Below are 19,353 nucleotides of genomic sequence, written 5' to 3'. Positions count from 1 at the left end.
GATTATATATTTTTATAGGTTATGCCATACTTGTTTATTTTGCTTGCTATATTGTGTATTATCACAACAATTGGTTTGAAATAAGCAGAGGAATATTAGTGGCCATGATAGTTGTTCTTTTTATGAATATGATCTGGCCAGCCATTATATTGATAGATTGGCAAAATAACCCTAAGCACTTTTCTGGCTATTATCAACTATTTTTGAATATATTTCTGATAGTTACTGTTTTTTTGATGGGGGATAACGTTGGCTTTTAATAATATTGGTCTAATTTTCGGATCTATTGCAAGTTTTATATTTTTGATTTTTTGGCTAAAAGAGTCTAAAAACAAGGGTCGAAAATTTATGATTAGATACTTGTTTGTTTTTGTTGGTGCTATAATGATCATCCTGACAAATTTTATAAACATTCCTCAATTTTTTGCATACGACCTAGGTGATAGAAATTTACTCTATATCGCATTTGCTTGTTTATGTCTTCAGCTAATAGTTGATATTTGCTATGTTATTTGTGTTTTTTTCGTAAAGATAAACAAATTGATGTGTGAATATAAATAATACCTAGTAAATTTAGCAATAGTGAGTTGTGAGATATTTTAATGGGTAGTTTTATTAGCAGAATAATTGACATTGGTTTTATGCCAAATGCTCCGTGGCTATATTGGTTGGTATTTGACACTGTAGGATTACTATTTTTAAAGATGCTGATAGAGGATGTTATTTCAAGTTTATATTATTTCAAATTTAAGACAAGGGGTAATATCCAGTCTATTTTATATATCTTGTTTGACCTAGTAATTATATTCTTGATCGCTTTTTTGTTTTATAGGCTATATTTTAGTGTCACTAGATTGGATGGCATTTTGCCCCTAACAGTTAATTTTTCACTTTTTCTTGTTGTTGCAGTTTGTTTTTATGCTATTTTTGGGACAATTAGGCATTTGGTAAAACCACAAAACAATGCTATAGAAGCCAAGCCAAAATTCTTTAGAATGTCTCGATCAAAAAGGCGTAAAGAAAATTTGAAAAATAATGCTAGAAAGTAGAAAACATGTTTAACCGCATAGGTGGCTTTTTTATAGGGTTTATGTGCTTGCTTTACTGTATCTCTATGCTAGCTAACAAAAATGTAAAAGTTGGTGAGAAGTTTTTTAAATTTGATGATACTGGTTATTTATACTTGCTACCAGCATTTGGATTTTTGGTGCTAAGCATTTATGGTTTTTGGATGGCTTTTAGAAAAGAGCCTCCAATCGTACAAAGGCTAGTTGGCATGTGGTGTCCTGATTGCATGAAATTTTATAATATAGGTGAAACTACATGTGAAAAGTGCGGACAAGGGCTACTAAAATGCTATAACACACACTATGAAACAAGGCCAAAACCAAAAACTGGGCCGCTGTTTAGATCAAAGCCTAGAAATAAAAAGCGAAAGCTAAAGAGATAAATTTATAAATTTTGTAATGCAAAAGGGAGCAAGGCAAAAATAATTCAAAGGTAAAGTCATTTTTATTTTTGTTATTCTAGCGCTCTAGCTATCACCGACCATTCTTTTGCGAGCTTTTCAAGGCTAAATTTAGCATTTGCAGGGCTGGTTGATGGTAGTTTTATCACCTCATTTTTTGTTGCTTTTATGATCTCGTCTTCTAAGTATTTTTTACAAATTTCATAAGCCTTGCCGCCGTTTGCGTAAACTTGCGTGATATTTGCCTCTTTAAATATCGGCTTTAAATTTACAGGCACGATCTTGCTCATTTTGGCGTCGCTCGAGCCCTTTATCTCACAAGAGATCGCAGCGTCGTAGATAGCGATGCGGTGAGCTAGAAGGAAATTTATCTTTTCATCCGTGCTTTCTGGCAGGTCAGCATTTAAAATCCCAGCCAACACCCGCCAAAAGCGGTTTTGTGGATTTGTATAGTAAAAGCCAAATTTACGAGAGATGACAGAGGGGAAAGAGCCTAGGATCAAAATTTTAGAGTTTCTATCAAAGATTGGCTTAAAAGGGTGCATTTGGCTCATATTTTACCTTTTAAATTTGAAAATTTAGCCGCCAAAAAACGGATAAATTTAATGAAATTTTCTCTTGCCGTTTAAATTTGGCAAGAGAAATTTAAATTTACTCAGCGCTTTGCGCAGCTTCGCTGCTCTCTATTTCGTCGCTAAAGTCAGCTAGGCTAAGGCGTTTTAGCTGGCGGTAGCGTCTTTGCGCGTCAGCTTTGTTTTTAGCTAGTAGCTCGTCTGCGTGCTCAGGGTTGGTCTTCTTAAGCGAGTTGTAGCGAACCTCGTTTAGTAAAAACTCTTCATAAAGCGACCAGTCTGGCTCTTTTGAGGTGATTTTTAGAGGATTTTGTCCCTCTTTTAAAAGGCGCGGATCGTATAGATATGTCGGCCAGTATCCGCATTTTGTGGCGAGTTCGCCTTGGCCGCCTGACTGCGATAAGCCACCTTTGATGCCGTGAGCGATGCACGGAGAGTAAGCGATGATGAGGCTTGGGCCATCATACGCTTCGGCCGCTGCGATCGCTTTTATCACGTTTGCTTGGCTCGCGTTTGAGTTGATCTGTGCTACAAAAATGTTGCCGTAAGTCATCGCGATGTAGCCAAGGTCCTTTTTCTGAGCCGGCTTGCCGCTAGCCGTAAACTGCGCTATCGAGCCTGCGCGGCTTGATTTAGAGCTTTGGCCACCAGTATTTGAATAAACCTCGGTGTCAAGCACTAGCACATTTACGTTCTCACCGCTTGCTAGCACGTGGTCAAGTCCGCCAAAGCCGATGTCATACGCCCAGCCGTCGCCGCCGATGATCCATTGCGACTTTTTGACGAGGAATTTCTTAAGCTCTAAAATTTCTTTAACGCCTGGCGCGCTTAAATTTTGCTCTAAGATAGGCAATAAATTTTTCGTGATCTCTTGCGTTTTAACGCCATCATTTTTGAAATTTATCCAGTCGTTGTAAAGCGCTGAAAGTGCGTTTGGTACGCTATCTATGTTGTTTCTCATTATATCTTCGATGCGGTGGCGCATGGTCTCCATCGCTACGTTCATACCCATGCCAAACTCGGCGTTATCTTCAAATAGCGAATTTGCCCACGCAACGCCCTTGCCTTCGTCATTTGTGGTGTATGGAGTAGATGGGGCAGAGCCACCATATATCGAGCTACAACCAGTCGCGTTTGCCACGATCATGCGCTCGCCAAAGAGCCTTGTTATAAGCGTGATATACGGAGTTTCGCCACATCCTGGGCAAGCGCCGTGGAATTCAAAGAGCGGCTTAGCAAAGCCAACGCCCTTAACGCTCTCTTTGTTCATAAGATCGTCTTTGTAAGCGACCTTTTTAAATAGATAATCAGCATTTTCTTGCTCGTTTTTGCCTAACTCTTCTTCAAGCGGCACCATGACGAGCGATTTTTCTTTACTTGGGCAGTTTTGCGCGCATAGCTCGCAGCCGGTGCAGTCTAGCGGGCTTACTTGGATTTTATATTTTAGTCCCTTGACCTCTTTGCCTTTTGCATCTAGGTTGTGCTCTTTTACGCCTTGTGGTGCTGCGCTAAGCTCGTTTTCGTCTATTAAAAATGGCCTGATTACAGCGTGTGGGCAGACAAATGCGCACTGGTTGCACTGGATGCAGTTTTGCTCGATCCATTTTGGCACCATGACGCCAACGCCACGCTTCTCGTAAGCCGTCGTGCCAGCTTCAAAGTGGCCGTCCTCGTAGCCTATGAAGGCTGAGACTGGCAGGCTGTCACCGCGAGCCGCATTTATCGGTTTTACGACGTTTTCGATGAAGCTGTTGCCGATGTATTTCTCATCTTTTTGTTCATCGTCTGTTAAATTTGCCCACGCAGGATCGACTGGCACTTTTATGAGCCCATTTGCGCCAACGTCGATAGCGTTGTAGTTCATCTGCACGATCGCCTCGCCTTTTTTAGCGTAGGCTTTGTGAGCGTACTCTTTCATATATTTTTGCGCATCTTCAAATGGTATGATGTCCGCAAGCTTGAAAAATGCCGACTGCATTATGGTATTTGTGCGGTTTTTAAGGCCGATATCGTGTGCTAGCTTTGTTGCGTTTATGATGTAGAAATTTATATTTTTGCTAGCTAAAATTTTCTTAACTTTATTTGGTAGCTTCGCTATGGTCTGCTCTGCGTCCCAGATAGAGTTTAGCAAAAACGTGCCGTTTTCTCTGATGCCGTCAATAACGTCGTAAATTTCAAGATATGCAGCGACTGAGCAGGCTACAAAGTGCGGATTTGAGACGAGATAGGTCGAGCGGATCGGCTTTTTGCCAAAGCGAAGGTGTGAGCGTGTGTAGCCGCCTGATTTTTTACTATCGTAGGCAAAATATGCCTGCGCATAAAGGTCAGTCTTATCGCCGATGATCTTAATAGAGTTTTTGTTCGCGCCCACGGTGCCGTCAGCTCCAAGGCCGTAAAATAAGCACTCTTTAACGCTTTCGTCGCTTAGTGAAATTTTCTCTCCAGTCGGTAGCGACGTAAAAGTTACGTCATCAACGATACCAACTGTAAAGCCGTCTTTTGGCTCGCTTTGGCTTAAATTTTCAAATACAGCTAGCATTTGCGCAGGATCGACGTCCTTTGAGCTTAGGCCGTATCTGCCGCCAACGATCACTGGAGCGTCCTTTTGGCCGTAAAATGCAGCTTTTATATCAAGATATAGCGGCTCACCAAGACTGCCAGGCTCTTTTGTACGGTCAAGGACGGCTATGCTTTTTACGCTCTTTGGCATCACGTCAAAGAAATATTTTGTGCTAAATGGGCGGTACAAATGCACCTTGATGATGCCCACCTTTTCGCCTTTTGCGTTTAGATAATCCACGACCTCTTCAAGAGTTTGCGTAACTGAGCCCATGGCTACGATGACACGTGTCGCTTCTGGGTCGCCGTAGTAGTTAAACGGCTTGTAGTCACGACCAGTGATCTTTGAAATTTCAGCTAGGTAGTTTGCTACGATATCTGGCACTGCGTCATAAAAGCGGTTGCTTAGCTCTCTTGTTTGAAAATATATATCGTCATTTTGCGCTGTGCCACGAGTTTTTGGGCTCTCTGGGCTTAGCGCTTCGTCTCTAAATTTTTGCAGTGCCTCGCGGTCAAGAAGTCTATCAAAGTGTGCGTAGTCAAGCACCTCGACCTTTTGAATTTCATGGCTCGTTCTAAAGCCGTCAAAGAAGTGTAAAAATGGCACTCTGCCCTTTATCGCCGCTAAATGCGCGACGCCAGCGATATCCATCACCTCTTGCACTGAGCCGCTTGCTAGCATAGCAAAGCCGGTTTGACGACAGGCATAGATGTCTTGGTGGTCGCCAAAGATTGAGAGAGCCTGTGCTGCTATCGAGCGAGCTGAGACGTGGATGACGCCGGGGAGGAGCTGGCCTGCTATTTTATACATATTTGGAATTTTTAAAAGTAGGCCTTGAGAAGCTGTGTAGGTCGTAGTTAGCGCGCCAACTTGTAGCGAGCCATGCACCGTGCCAGCTGCACCGCCTTCGCTTTGCATTTCGACCACTTTTACTGGCATACCAAATAAATTTTTCTTGCCCTGCGCTGCCCAAAGGTCAGTGTAGTCAGCCATAGGCGAGCTAGGAGTGATAGGGTAAATTCCAGCTACTTCGGTAAATGCGTATGACGCGTAAGCTGCGGCCTCGTTTCCGTCCATAGTTTTCATTATTTTTGACATATTTCCGCCTTAAAATTATCTTAAAAATGGCTTTATTATAAGGAAATAATCCAAAATTTGTCATTAATCTCTATCATTAAAAAATTAAAATTTATAAATAACTAAGATGTAAGTCAAATTTTAATATTGTAGGGGACAAAGTAAAAAGGATGAAATTTTGATAAATATTCATAAAATAGCCTATCTAAGGGTTATCGCGCTAGCTTTTGCAGCTTTTATATTTAATACAACTGAGTTCGTGCCGGTGCCGCTTCTAAGCGACATAGCAAAGGATTTTGGCATGAGTACGGCTGATACTGGGCTCATCATCACGATATATGCGTGGAGCGTGACGATACTCTCGCTACCATTTATGCTTTTAACTGCAAATTTAGAGCGAAGGTCGCTGCTTTTAAAGGTTTTTATCATTTTTGTCGCTTCTCACGCACTTTGCGCGGTCGCTTGGAATTTCACGGTTTTAGTCATAGCTCGCGTGCTAATAGCCATCTCACACGCCATATTTTGGTCGATTACCGCCTCGCTTGCCGTCAGGGTCGCACCTATCAATAAAAGCTCGCAAGCTCTGGGACTTTTGGCACTTGGCACATCGATGGCGATGATACTTGGCTTGCCGCTTGGTAGAATTTTAGGCGATAGCTTGGGCTGGCGTGTCACATTTGGGCTCATAGGGATCTTTGCTGTGGGTGTTGGCGCTTGGCTATATAAAATTTTACCACTTTTGCCTAGCAAAAACTCAGGCTCGCTAAAAAGCTTGCCAGAGTTAGCTAAAAATGGCTTTTTGATGGTGATATTTTTGCTAACTGCTATCGTTATCAGCGCGCATTTTAGCACTTATAGCTACATCGAGCCATTTGCTAAAGATATTAGCGGCTTTGATGGTAAATTTATCACTATATTTTTGCTTTTGTTTGGCGTCGCTGGTATCGTAGCAAGCGCACTTTTCTCTAAATTTTATAAGCTCATACCAAATGCTTTTACAGCTATCTCAATAGCGATCATTTTAGCCTGCTTGATTGCGCTAAATTTGATCGCTACAAACGAGAGCTTGATGCTTGCACTTGCTTTCATCTGGGGACTTGGCATAGCTGGGATAAATATGAGCTTTCAGATCAAGGTGCTAAATTTAGCCTCAAATGCCACGGACGCTGCGATGGCGATATATTCAGCTATTTATAATATCGGCATAGGAGCTGGCGCGCTGATAGGTCATCAAACGATAGTTCATCTTGGCGAGCAAAATATCGGCAACGTTGGTAGCCTTTTTGCAGCGGCTGGACTTGTCGTTTTTCTTGTTGCAGCGGTTAAATTTAAGAAGGCTGAGTAAATTTAGCTTTTTTAAAAAACCAAAAACGTTACAAATTTCTACAAATAAGTGATAATAAATATCATAACTAAGAATAATTTTAGCTAAGCTTTTTTATAATCGTTATCAGAAAACGAATAAATTTTAGGAGCTTGTTATGTCAGTTTTAGTTATCGGAGCAGATGAGATCACGCCTATTAAGGCTGTTTTGCATGATTTAGGAGCTGAGAAGATAGAGCACTGGGACGCCAGAAACGAAAACCGCGTAAATCGCAAGCCGATCCCGCAAGATACTGAGTGCGTGGTGATGCTAACTAGCTTTTTAAACCACAACACGATGAAGACTATTAAAACTCAGGCAAAAAAGAGAAATATCCCTATCGTTTGTGCGAAAAGAAGCGTTAGCTGCGTATTTTGCGAGTATTGTAAGGTCTTTGGCCTAGATAAGGAATTTGGATGCAAAGAATAATCGATGAAGTTCGGGTTTTTATCAGATATTGGCGAAATAACTCCAAGTATTTTTGCAAAGCTTGACAAGCTTTCACGTGCGAAAATTTTCATCGCACTTTATAATGTTGGCGTTGAAAGCGAGCTAAAGATCCCGCTTTCTTACGCTAAATTTCTAAATTTCAAAGATATTTTTGAGGCTAGGATAAATTTCTTACTTCGCGATAAATTTCTAAATTTTAAACCAGTTGATAGCTTTTGCATGCCTTCAAACATCGTTATAAATGCTTATTTGAAAAATGATTTTAAAGGGTTGAAATTTGTAGCAAAAGAGCCAAAGATGGCAGCTGCAAAGATGATAAAGATGCTTTATAAAAGCGGGGAATTTGAGTTTTTCATTGACGCAGCGCAGATGTTTTGCCAGTTTGTTTATGATAAAATACGCCTCCGCCATCAAGACAAAGATGTCGTGCTAAATGGCGGCGTCATCTCGGTCAAACAGGGTGGCAAAAATTTACTCAGCGTCATGCCAAGCTTTAAAAAAGTGAGCTTTGATGATATGAGAAATTTAAACGACGACATTGATGCAGCCGTTTGCGCGCTTGGTCGCGAGTGCGAGATGGTCTATATCGTTTGTCCTAGAAATGAGGAATTTAGGCGGCACGTTGAGGTTAGACACTGCTTTGCAAGAGGGTGCATAAAGCTCGTGCCTTATACGATTATTAGTAAAATTTTTTAAAAAGGATAAAAATGATAGGTATAGTTTATGGAAGCAGCATGGGAAATACTGAAGATGCAGCAAAACTTATAAGCGAGAGCTTGGGACTTGAAAACGAGCTTTTAAACGTCTCTGACGTGGACGGGGCAAAGATAAATAGCTTTGATAAGCTCATCCTTGGCACATCGACTTGGGGTAGCGGCGACCTGCAAGATGACTGGGATGCGTTTGATTTTAAAGCGTTAAATTTAAGCGGTAAAACGGTCGCAGTTTTTGGCATGGGCGATAGCGAGAGCTACTCTGATGAGTACTGTAATGGCATGGCAAAGCTCTATGACGAGGTCGTAAAAGCAGGTGCAAAGGTAGTTGGCGAAGTTAGCACTGATGGATATACATTTGATGGCTCTGATGCCGTAAGAAATGGTAAATTTGTAGGTCTAGCGCTTGATGCTGATAACCAGAGCGATAAAACTGAGGGTAGAATTTCAGCTTGGATCGAGCAGATAAAACCATACTTTGCGTAATTAATTTAGCTAGATCTTCTAGCTAAATTTATATATCCATAGCCGAGATGAAGCTTTTTATCCTCTCATTTTGGCTGTTAAAAAACTCATCAACTAAGCCATCAAACGCGATCACACCTTTATCTAAAAACAAAATTCTATCAGCTATCTTTCTAGCAAAATTCATATTGTGAGTGACGATGATCATAGACTTTTTCTCTTTTGCAAGAGATAAGATGACCTTTAAAACTTCAGCCTCAAGCTCTGGATCAAGCGCACTTGTAGGCTCGTCAAGTAGCAAAAAGTATGGATTTACAGCTAGCGCTCTAGCGATGGCCACGCGCTGTGCTTGTCCGCCTGAGAGCCTGTTTGGATAGGTATCTTCTTTGTGGCTAAGTCCCACTTTAGCCAAAAGCTCTTTTGCCTCTTTTATCGCTTCGTTTTTATCCTTTTTTTGAACGTGGATCGGAGCTTCGGTGACATTTTGAAGCGCTGTTAGGTGCGGGAAGAGGTTGAAGCTTTGAAAGACCATGCCTGTTTTTTTACGAATTTCTAAAAGCTCTTTTGAGCTAATCTTCTCTTTAAAATTTACACTCCTATCATCTACCTCTAAAGTGCCACTTTGTGGGATCTCAAGTAAATTTATGCATCTAAGAAGTGTTGATTTGCCACAACCAGATGAGCCAACTATCACGGTCGTTTGCCCCTCTTTAAAGCTTGTATTTATGTTATCTAGCACCAAATGATCGCCGTAAGATTTGCTTATATTTTTAAAATTTATAGCCATTAGACATACCTTGAGACAGCTTTTTCAAGCCTTGATTGAAGATAGGTTAAAAGTGTGCAAACCACTAGATAGATGAGTGCTGCTAGGATATAGAGGATGAGTGGTTCAAAGGTCCTTGCTGCGATCCTTTGAGCGACCATAAACATATCTACCATCGTTATAGAAGCTGCTAGCGAAGTGTCTTTAACAAGGCCTATAAATGTGTTTGAAAGCGGTGGCAGCGAGATCCTCACTGCTTGAGGTGCGATGATGCGCTTTAAAATTTGATAGTGCGTCATGCCAAGCGATGTGGCGGCCTCCCACTGACCTTTTGGCACAGAAAGTATGGCAGCCCTTACAGATTCAGACGCATAAGCACCCACGTTTAGGCTAAATGCGATAGTCGCCGCACTCCAAGTATCAAGCGTGACGCCGATGCTAGGAAGCCCGTAAAATACGATGAAAAGCTGCACAAGAAGCGGCGTGCCACGAAATATCCAAACATAGGTGGCAAATATAAATTTTAAAATTTTTATATTTGAAAGCCTTGCTACTGCTGTGATAATGGCGATGACAAGCCCTAGCGAAAACGAGAGCAAAGTAAGTGGGATCGTCACTTTTAAAAGTGCGATGATCATCGGTAGCGTCGAGCTTGAAATAAGCTCGATCACTCTATCTAAATTTTCCATTTTTGCTTTAACTATTCCTTATTTTTGAAGATATAAAAAAACATACATAAAATTATTATGAAAAATATAATTGGTAGATATATGTTGAAAGCTTCTAGGTTACTCTCTGAACCAAATAGTGGCAATATGCCTTTTGCTTTTTCTAAAAATTCAACGCTTAATAAATTTAGATAATCATTCCAAACACTTAGAAGCGCAATGAATTGAAATAAAGTTATAAATAAGAGTATCTTATTTTGTCTTTGCTCCATTTTGGAGCTTTTCTTGGTGTAAATTCTTGCTAGATAATCTTTAAAATAGACGACATATTCGTTTGAAGTTTTGATCATATTTTCTATATTCCATTTTTCTTCTATTGCGTGGTAAATTTTACTATCAGCCTCAATAGAAAGTTTAAATTTTTGATTAAAAATATTTAGATTTTCGATTTTATTTATTATTGCATCGATTTTATCGCTGTATTCTGATATTTTTGATATAGAGTTATCTTTTAAAATATTGTCATTGTAAAACTCGAGTATTAAATTTATCTGCTTAGATAAATAAAACCAAAGGTATTGCATTTGAAATTGTATTGGTATGTATCTGTATTTATCTTTTTGATTTTGTAATATTATCGTATGAAAGCGACCATTAAAAAAGTATAAATTATCGTGTTTTGAGTTTGCTGATTTTATTTTTATAGGAGAACTATAGTTTTGATTTCTTTCAGCTAATGAATTTAAATTTAGTAAATAATTTGAGTATTTTTCAAATTCTTTATCATTTAAGTTTTCTAAGATAGCTACATTTGTTATATTGCCGCTATTATTTAGTATTTTAAGGCTATCTGCACTATCTTTTAAGTTAAAATTTACATCTATAAAATTCATTGCCTCTTTTATTAAGCTATCTTGCAAATTATAAATAATAGACGGTAGATACGAACTATCGGTTTCTTTAACAAAGATATTGCGAATACAATTATAAAAATCTAATTTGTCTTGTTCATGTCTAGTGACATTTTCTATATTATTTAGCGGCAAAATAAAGTCAAGCTCATACACTATACAAAATTGAAATAGCCTGTAGTCAAACATTAAGTATGCTTGCAAGTCATGTTCGTCTATAAAATCAGATATATTAAATTTGTCGTTGATATTAAAATGATCACTTTTCAGTTCTGCTTGTAAATCTTTAGAATTTATAAGTTGGTTATCTAAAATTATAAATGAACTATATAGATTAAAAAGCTCATCCATAGTTTGTTTCCAACAAGGTGCTTTAACGTTTTTATATTTTTTAAAATTTTCAATATTTATTTTTGTATCAAAAAGCTTTATTAATGTTTGTGTATTGATTTCTATTGGTTGAATAATTGTAGTTTTAATGCGTATCACAAAAACCCTTTTTCTTTATCGTCAAGGTACTCTTTTTTTAATGGTTCTTTGTTGTAGTCTATAACTATTTCATCATTTTTATTTATTTGTTTTATTGTTTCTATGCGAATTGGATTGTATTTTATCTCTACATTTGGCACACTTGAGTGATTTATATAGCTGTATTTTGTTCTAAATGCTCGTACAAGTAATGTTTTATTGCTAAGTGCGTTCCACTCCATAAAAATATAGTTTTGATATTTTCCTAAATTTATACTCTTTGCTATTTCATCATAGTGATCCCAATTCATTATTTGTCCATCTAAAAAGCAAAGTATTGTGCCACTATCTAAATTTTTATTAGCAAAAAGTCCAAATCCGTGAATTTTACTTTCAGAAATATACGTAAAATTTATATTGTCAATTATAGTTTCATTTATAAAGTCTATGTCTTTTGTTACATCTGTATCTTTTTCGCTCAAAATTTCTCCTAGTTATACAAAAAGTAAAGCCAATAAAAATATTGGCTTTAAAAATTATTTTGAAATATCTTTTCCAAAATATTTCATCGAAATTTCGCTTATCTTGCCTTCGGCTTTTAGTTCATCAAGCGCTTTGTTTATCGCTTCTAGTAGCTCGGTGTTGCCTTTTTTAAGAAGTGCAGCTGTTGGCATCGGCTCGTTGCTAGTATATGCGATCTTTAGCGGTGCATTTGGACGTTGTTTGATGTAGTCAAAAAATGTGACGTTATCATTTATCGTATCGTCAGCTCTTTTTGAGATGATAAGCTCCACGCCTTTGCTAAAGCCATCAGCCACAACCACTGTTGCGCCATTTTTCTCAGCTATCGCTGCCCAGTTGCTAGTTGCAGAGTGTACGCTTTTTTTGCCCTTTAGATCAGCAAAACTTTTGATGTCGTTATTATCTTTATGTACGACTATTACGGGATATGGCATGGTGTAAGGCATGCTCATGTCATACTTTTTCTTTCTATCTTCGTTTATGCTAACTTGGTTAAAAACAACGTCTGCTTTGCCAGCGTCAAATGCCGCAAGCATCGCATCCCATGGGGCTGTTAGAAACTCAACTTTTAAATTTAGTTTTTGCGCTACTGCTTTTGCGATATCTACGTCATATCCTACTAGCTCGCCCTTTTCGTCATAAAATGAGTAAGGTGAGTAAGTGCCTTCAGTTGCAACTATAAGCTCACCTTTTTTGATAGTTGAAGCATTTAAATTTAAAGCTAAAAAAGCACCTGCGATAAAGCCAAAAATGGGCTTAAAATTCATTGATTCTCCTTATTTAGAAATGTCTTTGCCGAAGTATTTAAGCGAAATTTCGCTTAAAACTCCTTCTTTGCTAAGCTCATTTAGGGCATTATTTATCTTATTTAGTAGCTCTTTGTTACCCTTTTTAACAATCGCAGCCGTATACATCGGCTCGTCGCCAGCTTCGATGATCTTTATAGGGGCGTTTGGGTGTTGTTTGATGTAGTCATAAAACATCACCGCATCATCTATCGTATCATCAGCTCTTTTTGTGATGATCAAATTTATCTGATCGCTCAAACTATCGGCCACAACTAGCTTGGCGCCATACTTTTCAACGGTTGGTATCCACATGCTATTTACTGAATGCACGCTTCTTTTTCCTTTTAGATCAGCAAAGCTTTTGATGTCGTTATTGTCTTTATGCACGACGATGGCTGAGTAAGAGAGCATATATGGCACGCTGTAGTCATACTTTTTCTTTCGCTCGTCGGTTATACTTACTTGGTTAAACACCACGTCCGCCTTGCCAGCGTCAAATGCCGCAAGCATCGCATCCCATGAAGCTTCGATAAATTTTGGCTTTACGCCTAGTTTTTTAGCCACGGCTCTTGCTATCTCCACATCATAGCCCATTAGCTCATCTTTTTCATTGTGAAACGAAAATGGCGAATAAACACCCTCGGTCGCTATCCTTATAACGCCATCTTTTTTGATCTGCTCGTAAGAATTTGCCAAGGCAGAATTTAAAGAGAACAAGCAAGCAACTACGAAGGTTGCACCAAATTTAAAAGCACTAGAAAATTTCATACAAAACTCCTTATTAAGAAAAATAAAATCAATAACGGAATTTGCAAAAAAAGATAAATTTAAGATTTATGCAAATGTCAGTCGCAACTGCGACCTAGGTAATATTTTGGCGCTATTTTATCACAAAAATAAAAGGGCGGCGCCTCACTCCGCTAAAAGTGAGACCGCTAGAGCTTTTACCCCCTTAAAATCAACCTTGCCGCTTGCAAGCGTTGGGATATCATCAACGATAAATATATAGCTTGGCATCATTATAGGAGCTAGGCTGCTCTCTTTTAAAATTTGCTCGATATTTTCAGGTTCAGTGCCACTTTTTACTAAAAGTGCGATCGCTTCACCTTTTTTGCTATCTGGTACGTTTGCGCTACTAAAGACAACGTCGCCCCCAAGCACCTTTGCAAGCTCTTCTTCGACGCTTCCAAGGCTTATCATCTCGCCGCCAATTTTAGCAAATCTTGAGTATCTATCGACGATAAATACAAAGCCGTTTTCATCGATGTGGCCTTTATCGCCAGTTTTATAGTATCTTACGCCATCAATGTGCGTGATGACCTCGCTTGTTTTGGCTTCGTCGTTTAGATAGCCCTTCATCACCTGCGATCCGCCGATGACGATGAGGCCGTCTGTGCCAGTTTCTAGCTCTTCAAGCGTCTCTGGGTCGATTATTTTTATGATAGTACCAGGCAGAGGCATGCCAACGCTGCCAGGTCTATTAAATGTAAGCTCTTTTAGGCTCTCTTTTTCTAGGATATTTGGCATATTTACAGCAGCTACTGGCGCAGTTTCGGTCGCGCCATATCCTTCATAAATTTCTATGCCAAATTTGAGCCTAAACTCGTCTTTTATCTCAGGTTTTAGCTTTTCAGCCCCAGCTACGACCATTCTGGCACTTTGAAACATCAACGGATGAAGCTTTTTGTTTCTGGTGTAGAGCCTAAAGAATGTTGAGGTGCCAAAGATGATGCTAGCGCTGTGTCTTGCGGCCATTTTGCCGATAGTAGCTCCGTCTGTTGGGTCAGGCACACTTACCATTTTTATGCCCTCGCAAAGTGGCATGAGCGTGGTGACCGTTAGTCCAAATGAGTGAAATACTGGAAGTGAGTTTAAGATGACGTCATCTTTTTTGAAATTTAGAAGTTCGCTTATTTGCTTAATGTTTGCAAGTAAATTTTTATGGCTTAGCTCGATGCCTTTTGGCTCGCCCTCGCTGCCGCTACTAAATAAAATAGTAGCCGTATCCTCTAAGCTTACACGCTTAAAATAGCAAAGCTTGATGAGCCAAACTGGAGCAAAAAAGGCCGTTAAAAGCGCTAAAAATTTCTCTTTTTTTGAGACGCTGGCTGAGAGATCTTCTGCAAATTTAGCCTTGCCGCTCATCGCATCTTTTAGATCAAAGCCCTTAAGTGCGAGCTTTTCAAGAAATTTGCTAGAGGTGATCACCGTGTTTATATTTGCCTTTTTTAGGGCGTGATTTAGCGAGGTAGCATTAAGCGTATAGTTTAAATTTACGCTTACTTTGCCCATGGCAAGAAGCGCCATATTGACGATAGCTGCGATGCTTGAGCTAGGTAGCAAGATGCCTATATTTTTCTCATCTTTTAGTTCGCGTTTGAAAATTTTGATAAAGACTAAAACAGCTGTTATAAATTTCAAATTGCTTAAATTTAACCCTGTGCTGTCGCTCACGCACTCTTTAAATTTATCCTCTTTTGCGTTGTTTAGCCATTCGCTTGTTAGTGGTTTTTGCCTTGAGATAAAGCTTTCCCACGATGAAAAGCTAAGCTCAAGCACCTTTTGCTTCATCTTTGCAGCGTTTATAAATGTTGTTATTGGCTTGCCAAAGGCGACGATGATGTCGCGTCTGCCGTTTTTAGAAGTGAGGTCTTTGTAGAATTTACTAGCTCTTGAAAAGCTAGATCCCCAAAGGCCACGAAGATAAAATGGCACGATGCAAATTTCTTCTAGATCTCTGATGATAAGCTCAAAGCCCTTTTGAAATTCATTTACCTGGCCGTTGTAGCTGATGTGGCCCTCTGGGAAAAGTGCGACCACTTCGCCATTTTTTAGGCACTCTCTAACTAGCTCGATCGACTCTTTGCTAGCCCCTGCGCCTATTGGGATCACTTTAAAAAATTTAAAAATTTGCTTTAGATACCATTTGTTATAGATCGTTCTATACATGACAAATCTTATGCCCCTTGGGCTTGCAGCTTGCAGCACGAGCCAGTCGATCCAGCTGATGTGATTGCCAAGAAGTAGCGCGCCGCCACTTTGCGGTAAATTTTGAAGTCCTTCAACAAAAAAGCGGTACTTTGTCTTTAAAAATGGCAATAAAAGTAGCCTTGTAAAAAGGTGTGGAAGCTGCAAAATAGCGTAAAAACTGCCAATCAAGCAAACAAGAGCTGTAAATACAAAAAGCCCAGTGGTTGAAATTTCAAAATATACCAAGCCTATGCCAATGGCTAGAAATAGCAGCATTGAGACGTTTTGCAAGAAGTTATTTGCCGCCATTATCTTGCCGGTGCTCTTTTGAGGTGCAAAGTACTGGATCATCGCATTTAGCGGCACTATAAAAATTCCACCAAAAAAGCCAAATGCAAATGAGCTAAGGCTCACTACGCCGATGCTTGAACCAAATGCGAAAAATAAAAGCGAGAAAAATATACCAATAGCACCCATCGGCACGATGCCAAGCTCGATGTGTAGCTTTGACATAGAGCCAGCCACGTATGAGCCAAATGCGATGCCTATGGCGCTTACTGCAAGGATCGCTTGCACTGCTAGGGAGCTGTCGTCGTTAAAAACTGCCTTGTAGTGAGCTGGGAAGGCTGCTATGATGATCTGAGAGATACCCCAAAATATGCTAAGACCAGCGATGCTTAGCCAGATATTTTTATCTGATCTTACCTCTTTTAAATTCTCTCTTAAGTAGCTAAGGCTGATGTATCTTTTAAGCTCAAATTCTCCGCATTGTTCGTTTGTTTCGCTGATATAAGGTAGCTTGTAAGCAAAAAATGCTTCAAGCGCGCTAAATACGACTAAAAAGATGCCGATAGGATAGACGCTTTTTAAAATTTCTTCTGAGTTTTCGCCTTGGATATATAAATTTTCAAATATAAATGAAAACAAAAATGAACTAACAAGTATCGCTACGATGGTAAGCGCTTGGATGATGCCGTTTGCTGTGCCAAGCCGCTCAGTACCGACAAGTGCTTTGATGATGCCGTATTTTGCTGGCGAGTAGATCGCACTTTGAGCAGCCAAAATGAGCGTGAGTGCAAATGCCACGCCAAAGGCACCCAAAAGGTAGCTAATAAGCACCGCAACGCTGATAACAACGCCAAAGACGGCGCAAATTCTAATAACCTTTGTCTTTGTAAATTTGTCATTTATAAAGCTTGAAGGCGAAAATAAAAATATAAATGGAAGCAAGATCATCGCATTTATAACGGCTGTTAGGATAAAAAGCGTGTCGCCTGAGTAGGTCTTTAAAAGGACGTTTTGGATGGTTATTTTGTGCGCTAGATCGACACTTGCGTTTAAAAATGCGATCGCAAGGTAGGGCAAAAAGCCAGTGACTTTTAGTAAATTCCTCATGAATAAAGCCTTTTTAGATTTAAAATTTTGTAAATCTAGCAGTAAAGTATTTAAAATATCATTAATAAAAAACTCTAGCCATAAATTTTGTGGTGAAATTTCTTTGAAAAAATTTAAATTTTATATGCTTTTTGATAAAATCTGTCCATCAAAAAACAAGGAAAAATTTATCATGAACTATGAAATCATCGTCGTTGGCGGCGGACATGCTGGCATTGAGGCAAGTCTTGCGGCTGCTAGAATGGGCAAGCAAACTTTACTGATCACTATCTTAGCCGAGCAAATAGGCGCTGCAAGCTGTAACCCAGCCATCGGCGGCCTTGCAAAAGGGCATCTTGTAAAAGAGATCGACGCGCTTGGCGGTCAAATGGGGCTTACAACTGATGCTGTTGGTATCCAGTTTCGTGTGCTAAATGAGAGCAAAGGCCCAGCAGTACGTGGTAGTCGCGCTCAGATCGATATGGATAGATACCGCGTTTATATGAGAAATTTGCTTTTAAACACTCCAAATTTAGAAATTTCTCAAGAGATCGCCACTGAAATTTTAAGCGAAAATGGCGAAGTAACTGGCGTTAAAACCCACCTAAACAACATCTATAACGCAAAAAAGGTGATAATTACAACTGGCACATTTTTAAACGGGCTAATCCACGTTGGATTTAACAAACTTGAAGCTGGTCGCGTGGGTGAGCTAAGCGCAAAGGATCTAAGCTCTAGCCTAAGAGAGCTTGGGCTAAATTTAGGCAGGTTAAAGACTGGAACATGCCCAAGGATCGACGCAAAAACGATAAATTTTGAAATTTTAGAAAAGCAAGATGGCGATGCAAAGCCAGTTGCATTTAGCTTTAGAACTAAAAATTTCTCCCCAACGCAGCTGCCATGCTACATCGCCTATACAAACGAAACCACACATGAGATAATCCGCTCAAATTTCGACAAAGCGCCACTTTTTACAGGTCAGATCGAGGGTATCGGACCAAGATATTGCCCTAGTATCGAGGATAAGATAAACCGCTTTGGCGACCGCGACAGACACCACCTTTTTATCGAGCCTCAAACACTTGAGGCGACAGAGTACTATATAAACGGCTTTTCAACGAGCCTGCCTTATGAGGTGCAAATGCAGATGCTCCGCTCTGTAAAGGGCTTTGAAAATGCCAAAATAGTAAGGCATGGATATGCCATAGAGTACGACTACGTCGAGCCAACGCAGCTAAAACACAGCCTTGAGACCAAAAAAATAAAAGGGCTATACTTGGCTGGGCAGATAAATGGCACGACTGGATACGAAGAAGCCGGCGCTCAGGGGCTAATGGCTGGTATAAATGCGGCGCTTTCGCTGGATAACAAAGAGCCGCTTATCTTGCGCCGTGATGAGGCCTATATCGGCGTTTTAATAGATGACCTTGTGACAAAAGGGACAAAAGAGCCATATAGGATGTTTACGAGTAGGGCGGAGTATCGTTTGCTTTTGCGTGAGGAAAATGCAATTTTAAGGCTTGGCGGATATGGTCATGAGCTTGGGCTGCTTGATGATGAGACTTTTAACGAGATAGAAAACATAAGAAGAAATTTAAAAGAGGGGTTAGAGTTTTTAAACGAGACTCAGATCACGCCAAGTAAGGCAAATTTGGAGCTTTTAGCAAGCCTTGATGAAGAGCCGATCAGTCAAAACGTGAGCCTTCAAAAGATAGTCGCTAGAAAGAGCTTCACGGCTGAGAAACTAAGAAAGCTTGATGAGAGATTTGTAAATTTAGACGATGCGAGCATGGATCAAATTTTAACCGAGTGCAAGTATCAGCACTACATCAGCGAGCAAAAAAATCAGATAGAAAAAATGAAAGATATGATGGATGTGAAAATTCCTGAAAATTTCGACTTTAGAAGCATAAGCGGACTTAGCAACGAAGTGGTCGAAAAGCTTGAGAAATTTGCCCCGCCAACGCTTTTTGCGGCGAGTGAAATTTCAGGTATCACGCCAGCGGCGATCGATATCTTACATATCTACATAAAAATGAGCGAGAAAAAGGCTTAAATTTAAGCCTTTTATGGTTTTAAAATTTAACTAGCATTTAAAATTTAAAACAAAGCTTCTCGTTTTTAATAGTTGCTATTTATAATTTTTTAAGTTTAATAAATTTTATTATTAAAATTTTCTATTTTACGAGAGCTAAAATAGAAAATTTTTTATCTTAA

Annotated in this window: 16 protein-coding genes; 7 read left to right on the top strand and 9 right to left on the bottom strand. The window is 39.6% G+C overall.

Features of this window, described 5'->3' with window-relative positions:
* Both F3G98_RS10815 and F3G98_RS07090 read left to right on the top strand, forming a co-directional pair.
* Window positions 1-260: hypothetical protein (locus F3G98_RS10815; protein WP_223231326.1), on the top strand; the 260-nt coding region annotated here is incomplete at its 5' end.
* 794 nt (window positions 261-1,054) lie between these two features.
* On the top strand, window positions 1,055-1,450 hold the full coding sequence (locus tag F3G98_RS07090; protein ID WP_149725944.1) for a hypothetical protein: 396 nt from the start codon (window positions 1,055-1,057) through the stop codon (window positions 1,448-1,450).
* Window positions 1,451-1,521: 71 nt separating this feature from the next.
* Here F3G98_RS07090 and F3G98_RS07085 read toward each other — a convergent pair whose 3' ends face one another.
* Together F3G98_RS07085 and nifJ are read right to left on the bottom strand one after the other, a co-directional pair.
* Window positions 1,522-2,022 (bottom strand): DNA-deoxyinosine glycosylase, encoded by a 501-nt coding sequence (locus F3G98_RS07085; protein WP_149725943.1) that lies wholly within the window; start codon window positions 2,020-2,022, stop codon window positions 1,522-1,524.
* 97 nt (window positions 2,023-2,119) lie between these two features.
* Window positions 2,120-5,698: a pyruvate:ferredoxin (flavodoxin) oxidoreductase gene (nifJ, locus tag F3G98_RS07080; RefSeq protein WP_149725942.1), complete on the bottom strand. Its 3,579-nt coding sequence runs from the start codon at window positions 5,696-5,698 to the stop codon at window positions 2,120-2,122.
* 157 nt (window positions 5,699-5,855) lie between these two features.
* On the opposite strand from nifJ, the gene F3G98_RS07075 reads away from it, so the two are divergent.
* The 4 genes from F3G98_RS07075 to fldA all read left to right on the top strand — a co-directional run bounded on the left by F3G98_RS07075 (window position 5,856) and on the right by fldA (window position 8,690).
* A complete protein-coding gene (locus F3G98_RS07075; protein WP_149725941.1) occupies window positions 5,856-7,022 on the top strand; it encodes a sugar transporter in 1,167 nt (388 codons plus the stop codon).
* Between the two features lie 136 nt (window positions 7,023-7,158).
* The gene (locus F3G98_RS07070) at window positions 7,159-7,470 is read left to right on the top strand and encodes a DUF2325 domain-containing protein (protein WP_002939277.1); all 312 of its coding nucleotides are present in this window, start codon (window positions 7,159-7,161) and stop codon (window positions 7,468-7,470) included.
* Window positions 7,471-7,473: 3 nt separating this feature from the next.
* The gene (locus F3G98_RS07065; protein ID WP_149725940.1) at window positions 7,474-8,187 is read left to right on the top strand and encodes a UDP-N-acetylmuramate--alanine ligase; all 714 of its coding nucleotides are present in this window, start codon (window positions 7,474-7,476) and stop codon (window positions 8,185-8,187) included.
* Between the two features lie 11 nt (window positions 8,188-8,198).
* Entirely contained in the window at window positions 8,199-8,690 is a 492-nt protein-coding gene (gene fldA, locus F3G98_RS07060) for a flavodoxin FldA (RefSeq protein WP_149725939.1), read from the top strand.
* Window positions 8,691-8,718: 28 nt separating this feature from the next.
* Here the strand turns inward: fldA and F3G98_RS07055 are convergent, their stop codons facing one another.
* From F3G98_RS07055 to F3G98_RS07025, 7 genes are all read right to left on the bottom strand, one after another.
* A complete protein-coding gene (locus F3G98_RS07055; RefSeq protein WP_149725938.1) occupies window positions 8,719-9,456 on the bottom strand; it encodes an amino acid ABC transporter ATP-binding protein in 738 nt (245 codons plus the stop codon).
* Complete coding sequence (locus F3G98_RS07050) at window positions 9,456-10,124, bottom strand: amino acid ABC transporter permease (RefSeq protein WP_087584180.1); 669 nt, start codon at window positions 10,122-10,124, stop codon at window positions 9,456-9,458. The genes F3G98_RS07055 and F3G98_RS07050 overlap by 1 nt, the downstream gene beginning before the upstream one ends.
* Before the next feature lie 11 nt (window positions 10,125-10,135).
* On the bottom strand, window positions 10,136-11,503 hold the full coding sequence (locus F3G98_RS07045) for a hypothetical protein (protein ID WP_149725937.1): 1,368 nt from the start codon (window positions 11,501-11,503) through the stop codon (window positions 10,136-10,138).
* Window positions 11,500-11,964, bottom strand: coding sequence for an SET domain-containing protein-lysine N-methyltransferase (locus F3G98_RS07040; RefSeq protein ID WP_180999468.1), 465 nt, complete (start codon window positions 11,962-11,964; stop codon window positions 11,500-11,502). The genes F3G98_RS07045 and F3G98_RS07040 overlap by 4 nt, the downstream gene beginning before the upstream one ends.
* A gap of 54 nt (window positions 11,965-12,018) precedes the next feature.
* Complete coding sequence (locus F3G98_RS07035) at window positions 12,019-12,771, bottom strand: amino acid ABC transporter substrate-binding protein (protein WP_103607753.1); 753 nt, start codon at window positions 12,769-12,771, stop codon at window positions 12,019-12,021.
* Between the two features lie 9 nt (window positions 12,772-12,780).
* Window positions 12,781-13,560 (bottom strand): amino acid ABC transporter substrate-binding protein, encoded by a 780-nt coding sequence (locus F3G98_RS07030; RefSeq protein ID WP_103607754.1) that lies wholly within the window; start codon window positions 13,558-13,560, stop codon window positions 12,781-12,783.
* 144 nt (window positions 13,561-13,704) lie between these two features.
* On the bottom strand, window positions 13,705-17,157 hold the full coding sequence (locus F3G98_RS07025; protein WP_103607755.1) for an acyl-[ACP]--phospholipid O-acyltransferase: 3,453 nt from the start codon (window positions 17,155-17,157) through the stop codon (window positions 13,705-13,707).
* A gap of 172 nt (window positions 17,158-17,329) precedes the next feature.
* On the opposite strand from F3G98_RS07025, the gene mnmG reads away from it, so the two are divergent.
* On the top strand, window positions 17,330-19,192 hold the full coding sequence (gene mnmG / locus F3G98_RS07020) for a tRNA uridine-5-carboxymethylaminomethyl(34) synthesis enzyme MnmG (protein WP_103607756.1): 1,863 nt from the start codon (window positions 17,330-17,332) through the stop codon (window positions 19,190-19,192).
* The last annotated feature ends 161 nt before the right edge of the window (window positions 19,193-19,353 follow it).

Origin of the sequence: Campylobacter concisus (genome assembly GCF_902460895.1) — a bacterium.
Classification (GTDB): Bacteria; Campylobacterota; Campylobacteria; order Campylobacterales; family Campylobacteraceae; genus Campylobacter_A; species Campylobacter_A concisus_BC.
Note: the sequence above shows the minus strand (reverse complement) of the source record. Positions and strands in the feature narration are given on the sequence as shown.

Bases quoted from the DNA above. Each gene is read 5' to 3' on its own strand.
- F3G98_RS07065 (WP_149725940.1), top strand. From the start codon at position 7,474: ATGAAGTTCGGGTTTTTATCAGATATTGGCGAAATAACTCCAAGTATT.
- mnmG (WP_103607756.1), top strand. From the start codon at position 17,330: ATGAACTATGAAATCATCGTCGTTGGCGGCGGACATGCTGGCATTGAG.
- F3G98_RS07050 (WP_087584180.1), bottom strand. From the start codon at position 10,124: ATGGAAAATTTAGATAGAGTGATCGAGCTTATTTCAAGCTCGACGCTA.
- F3G98_RS07030 (WP_103607754.1), bottom strand. From the start codon at position 13,560: ATGAAATTTTCTAGTGCTTTTAAATTTGGTGCAACCTTCGTAGTTGCT.
- F3G98_RS07055 (WP_149725938.1), bottom strand. From the start codon at position 9,456: ATGGCTATAAATTTTAAAAATATAAGCAAATCTTACGGCGATCATTTG.
- nifJ (WP_149725942.1), bottom strand. From the start codon at position 5,698: ATGTCAAAAATAATGAAAACTATGGACGGAAACGAGGCCGCAGCTTAC.
- F3G98_RS07090 (WP_149725944.1), top strand. From the start codon at position 1,055: ATGTTTAACCGCATAGGTGGCTTTTTTATAGGGTTTATGTGCTTGCTT.
- F3G98_RS07035 (WP_103607753.1), bottom strand. From the start codon at position 12,771: ATGAATTTTAAGCCCATTTTTGGCTTTATCGCAGGTGCTTTTTTAGCT.
- F3G98_RS07070 (WP_002939277.1), top strand. From the start codon at position 7,159: ATGTCAGTTTTAGTTATCGGAGCAGATGAGATCACGCCTATTAAGGCT.
- F3G98_RS07025 (WP_103607755.1), bottom strand. From the start codon at position 17,157: ATGAGGAATTTACTAAAAGTCACTGGCTTTTTGCCCTACCTTGCGATC.
- F3G98_RS07085 (WP_149725943.1), bottom strand. From the start codon at position 2,022: ATGAGCCAAATGCACCCTTTTAAGCCAATCTTTGATAGAAACTCTAAA.
- fldA (WP_149725939.1), top strand. From the start codon at position 8,199: ATGATAGGTATAGTTTATGGAAGCAGCATGGGAAATACTGAAGATGCA.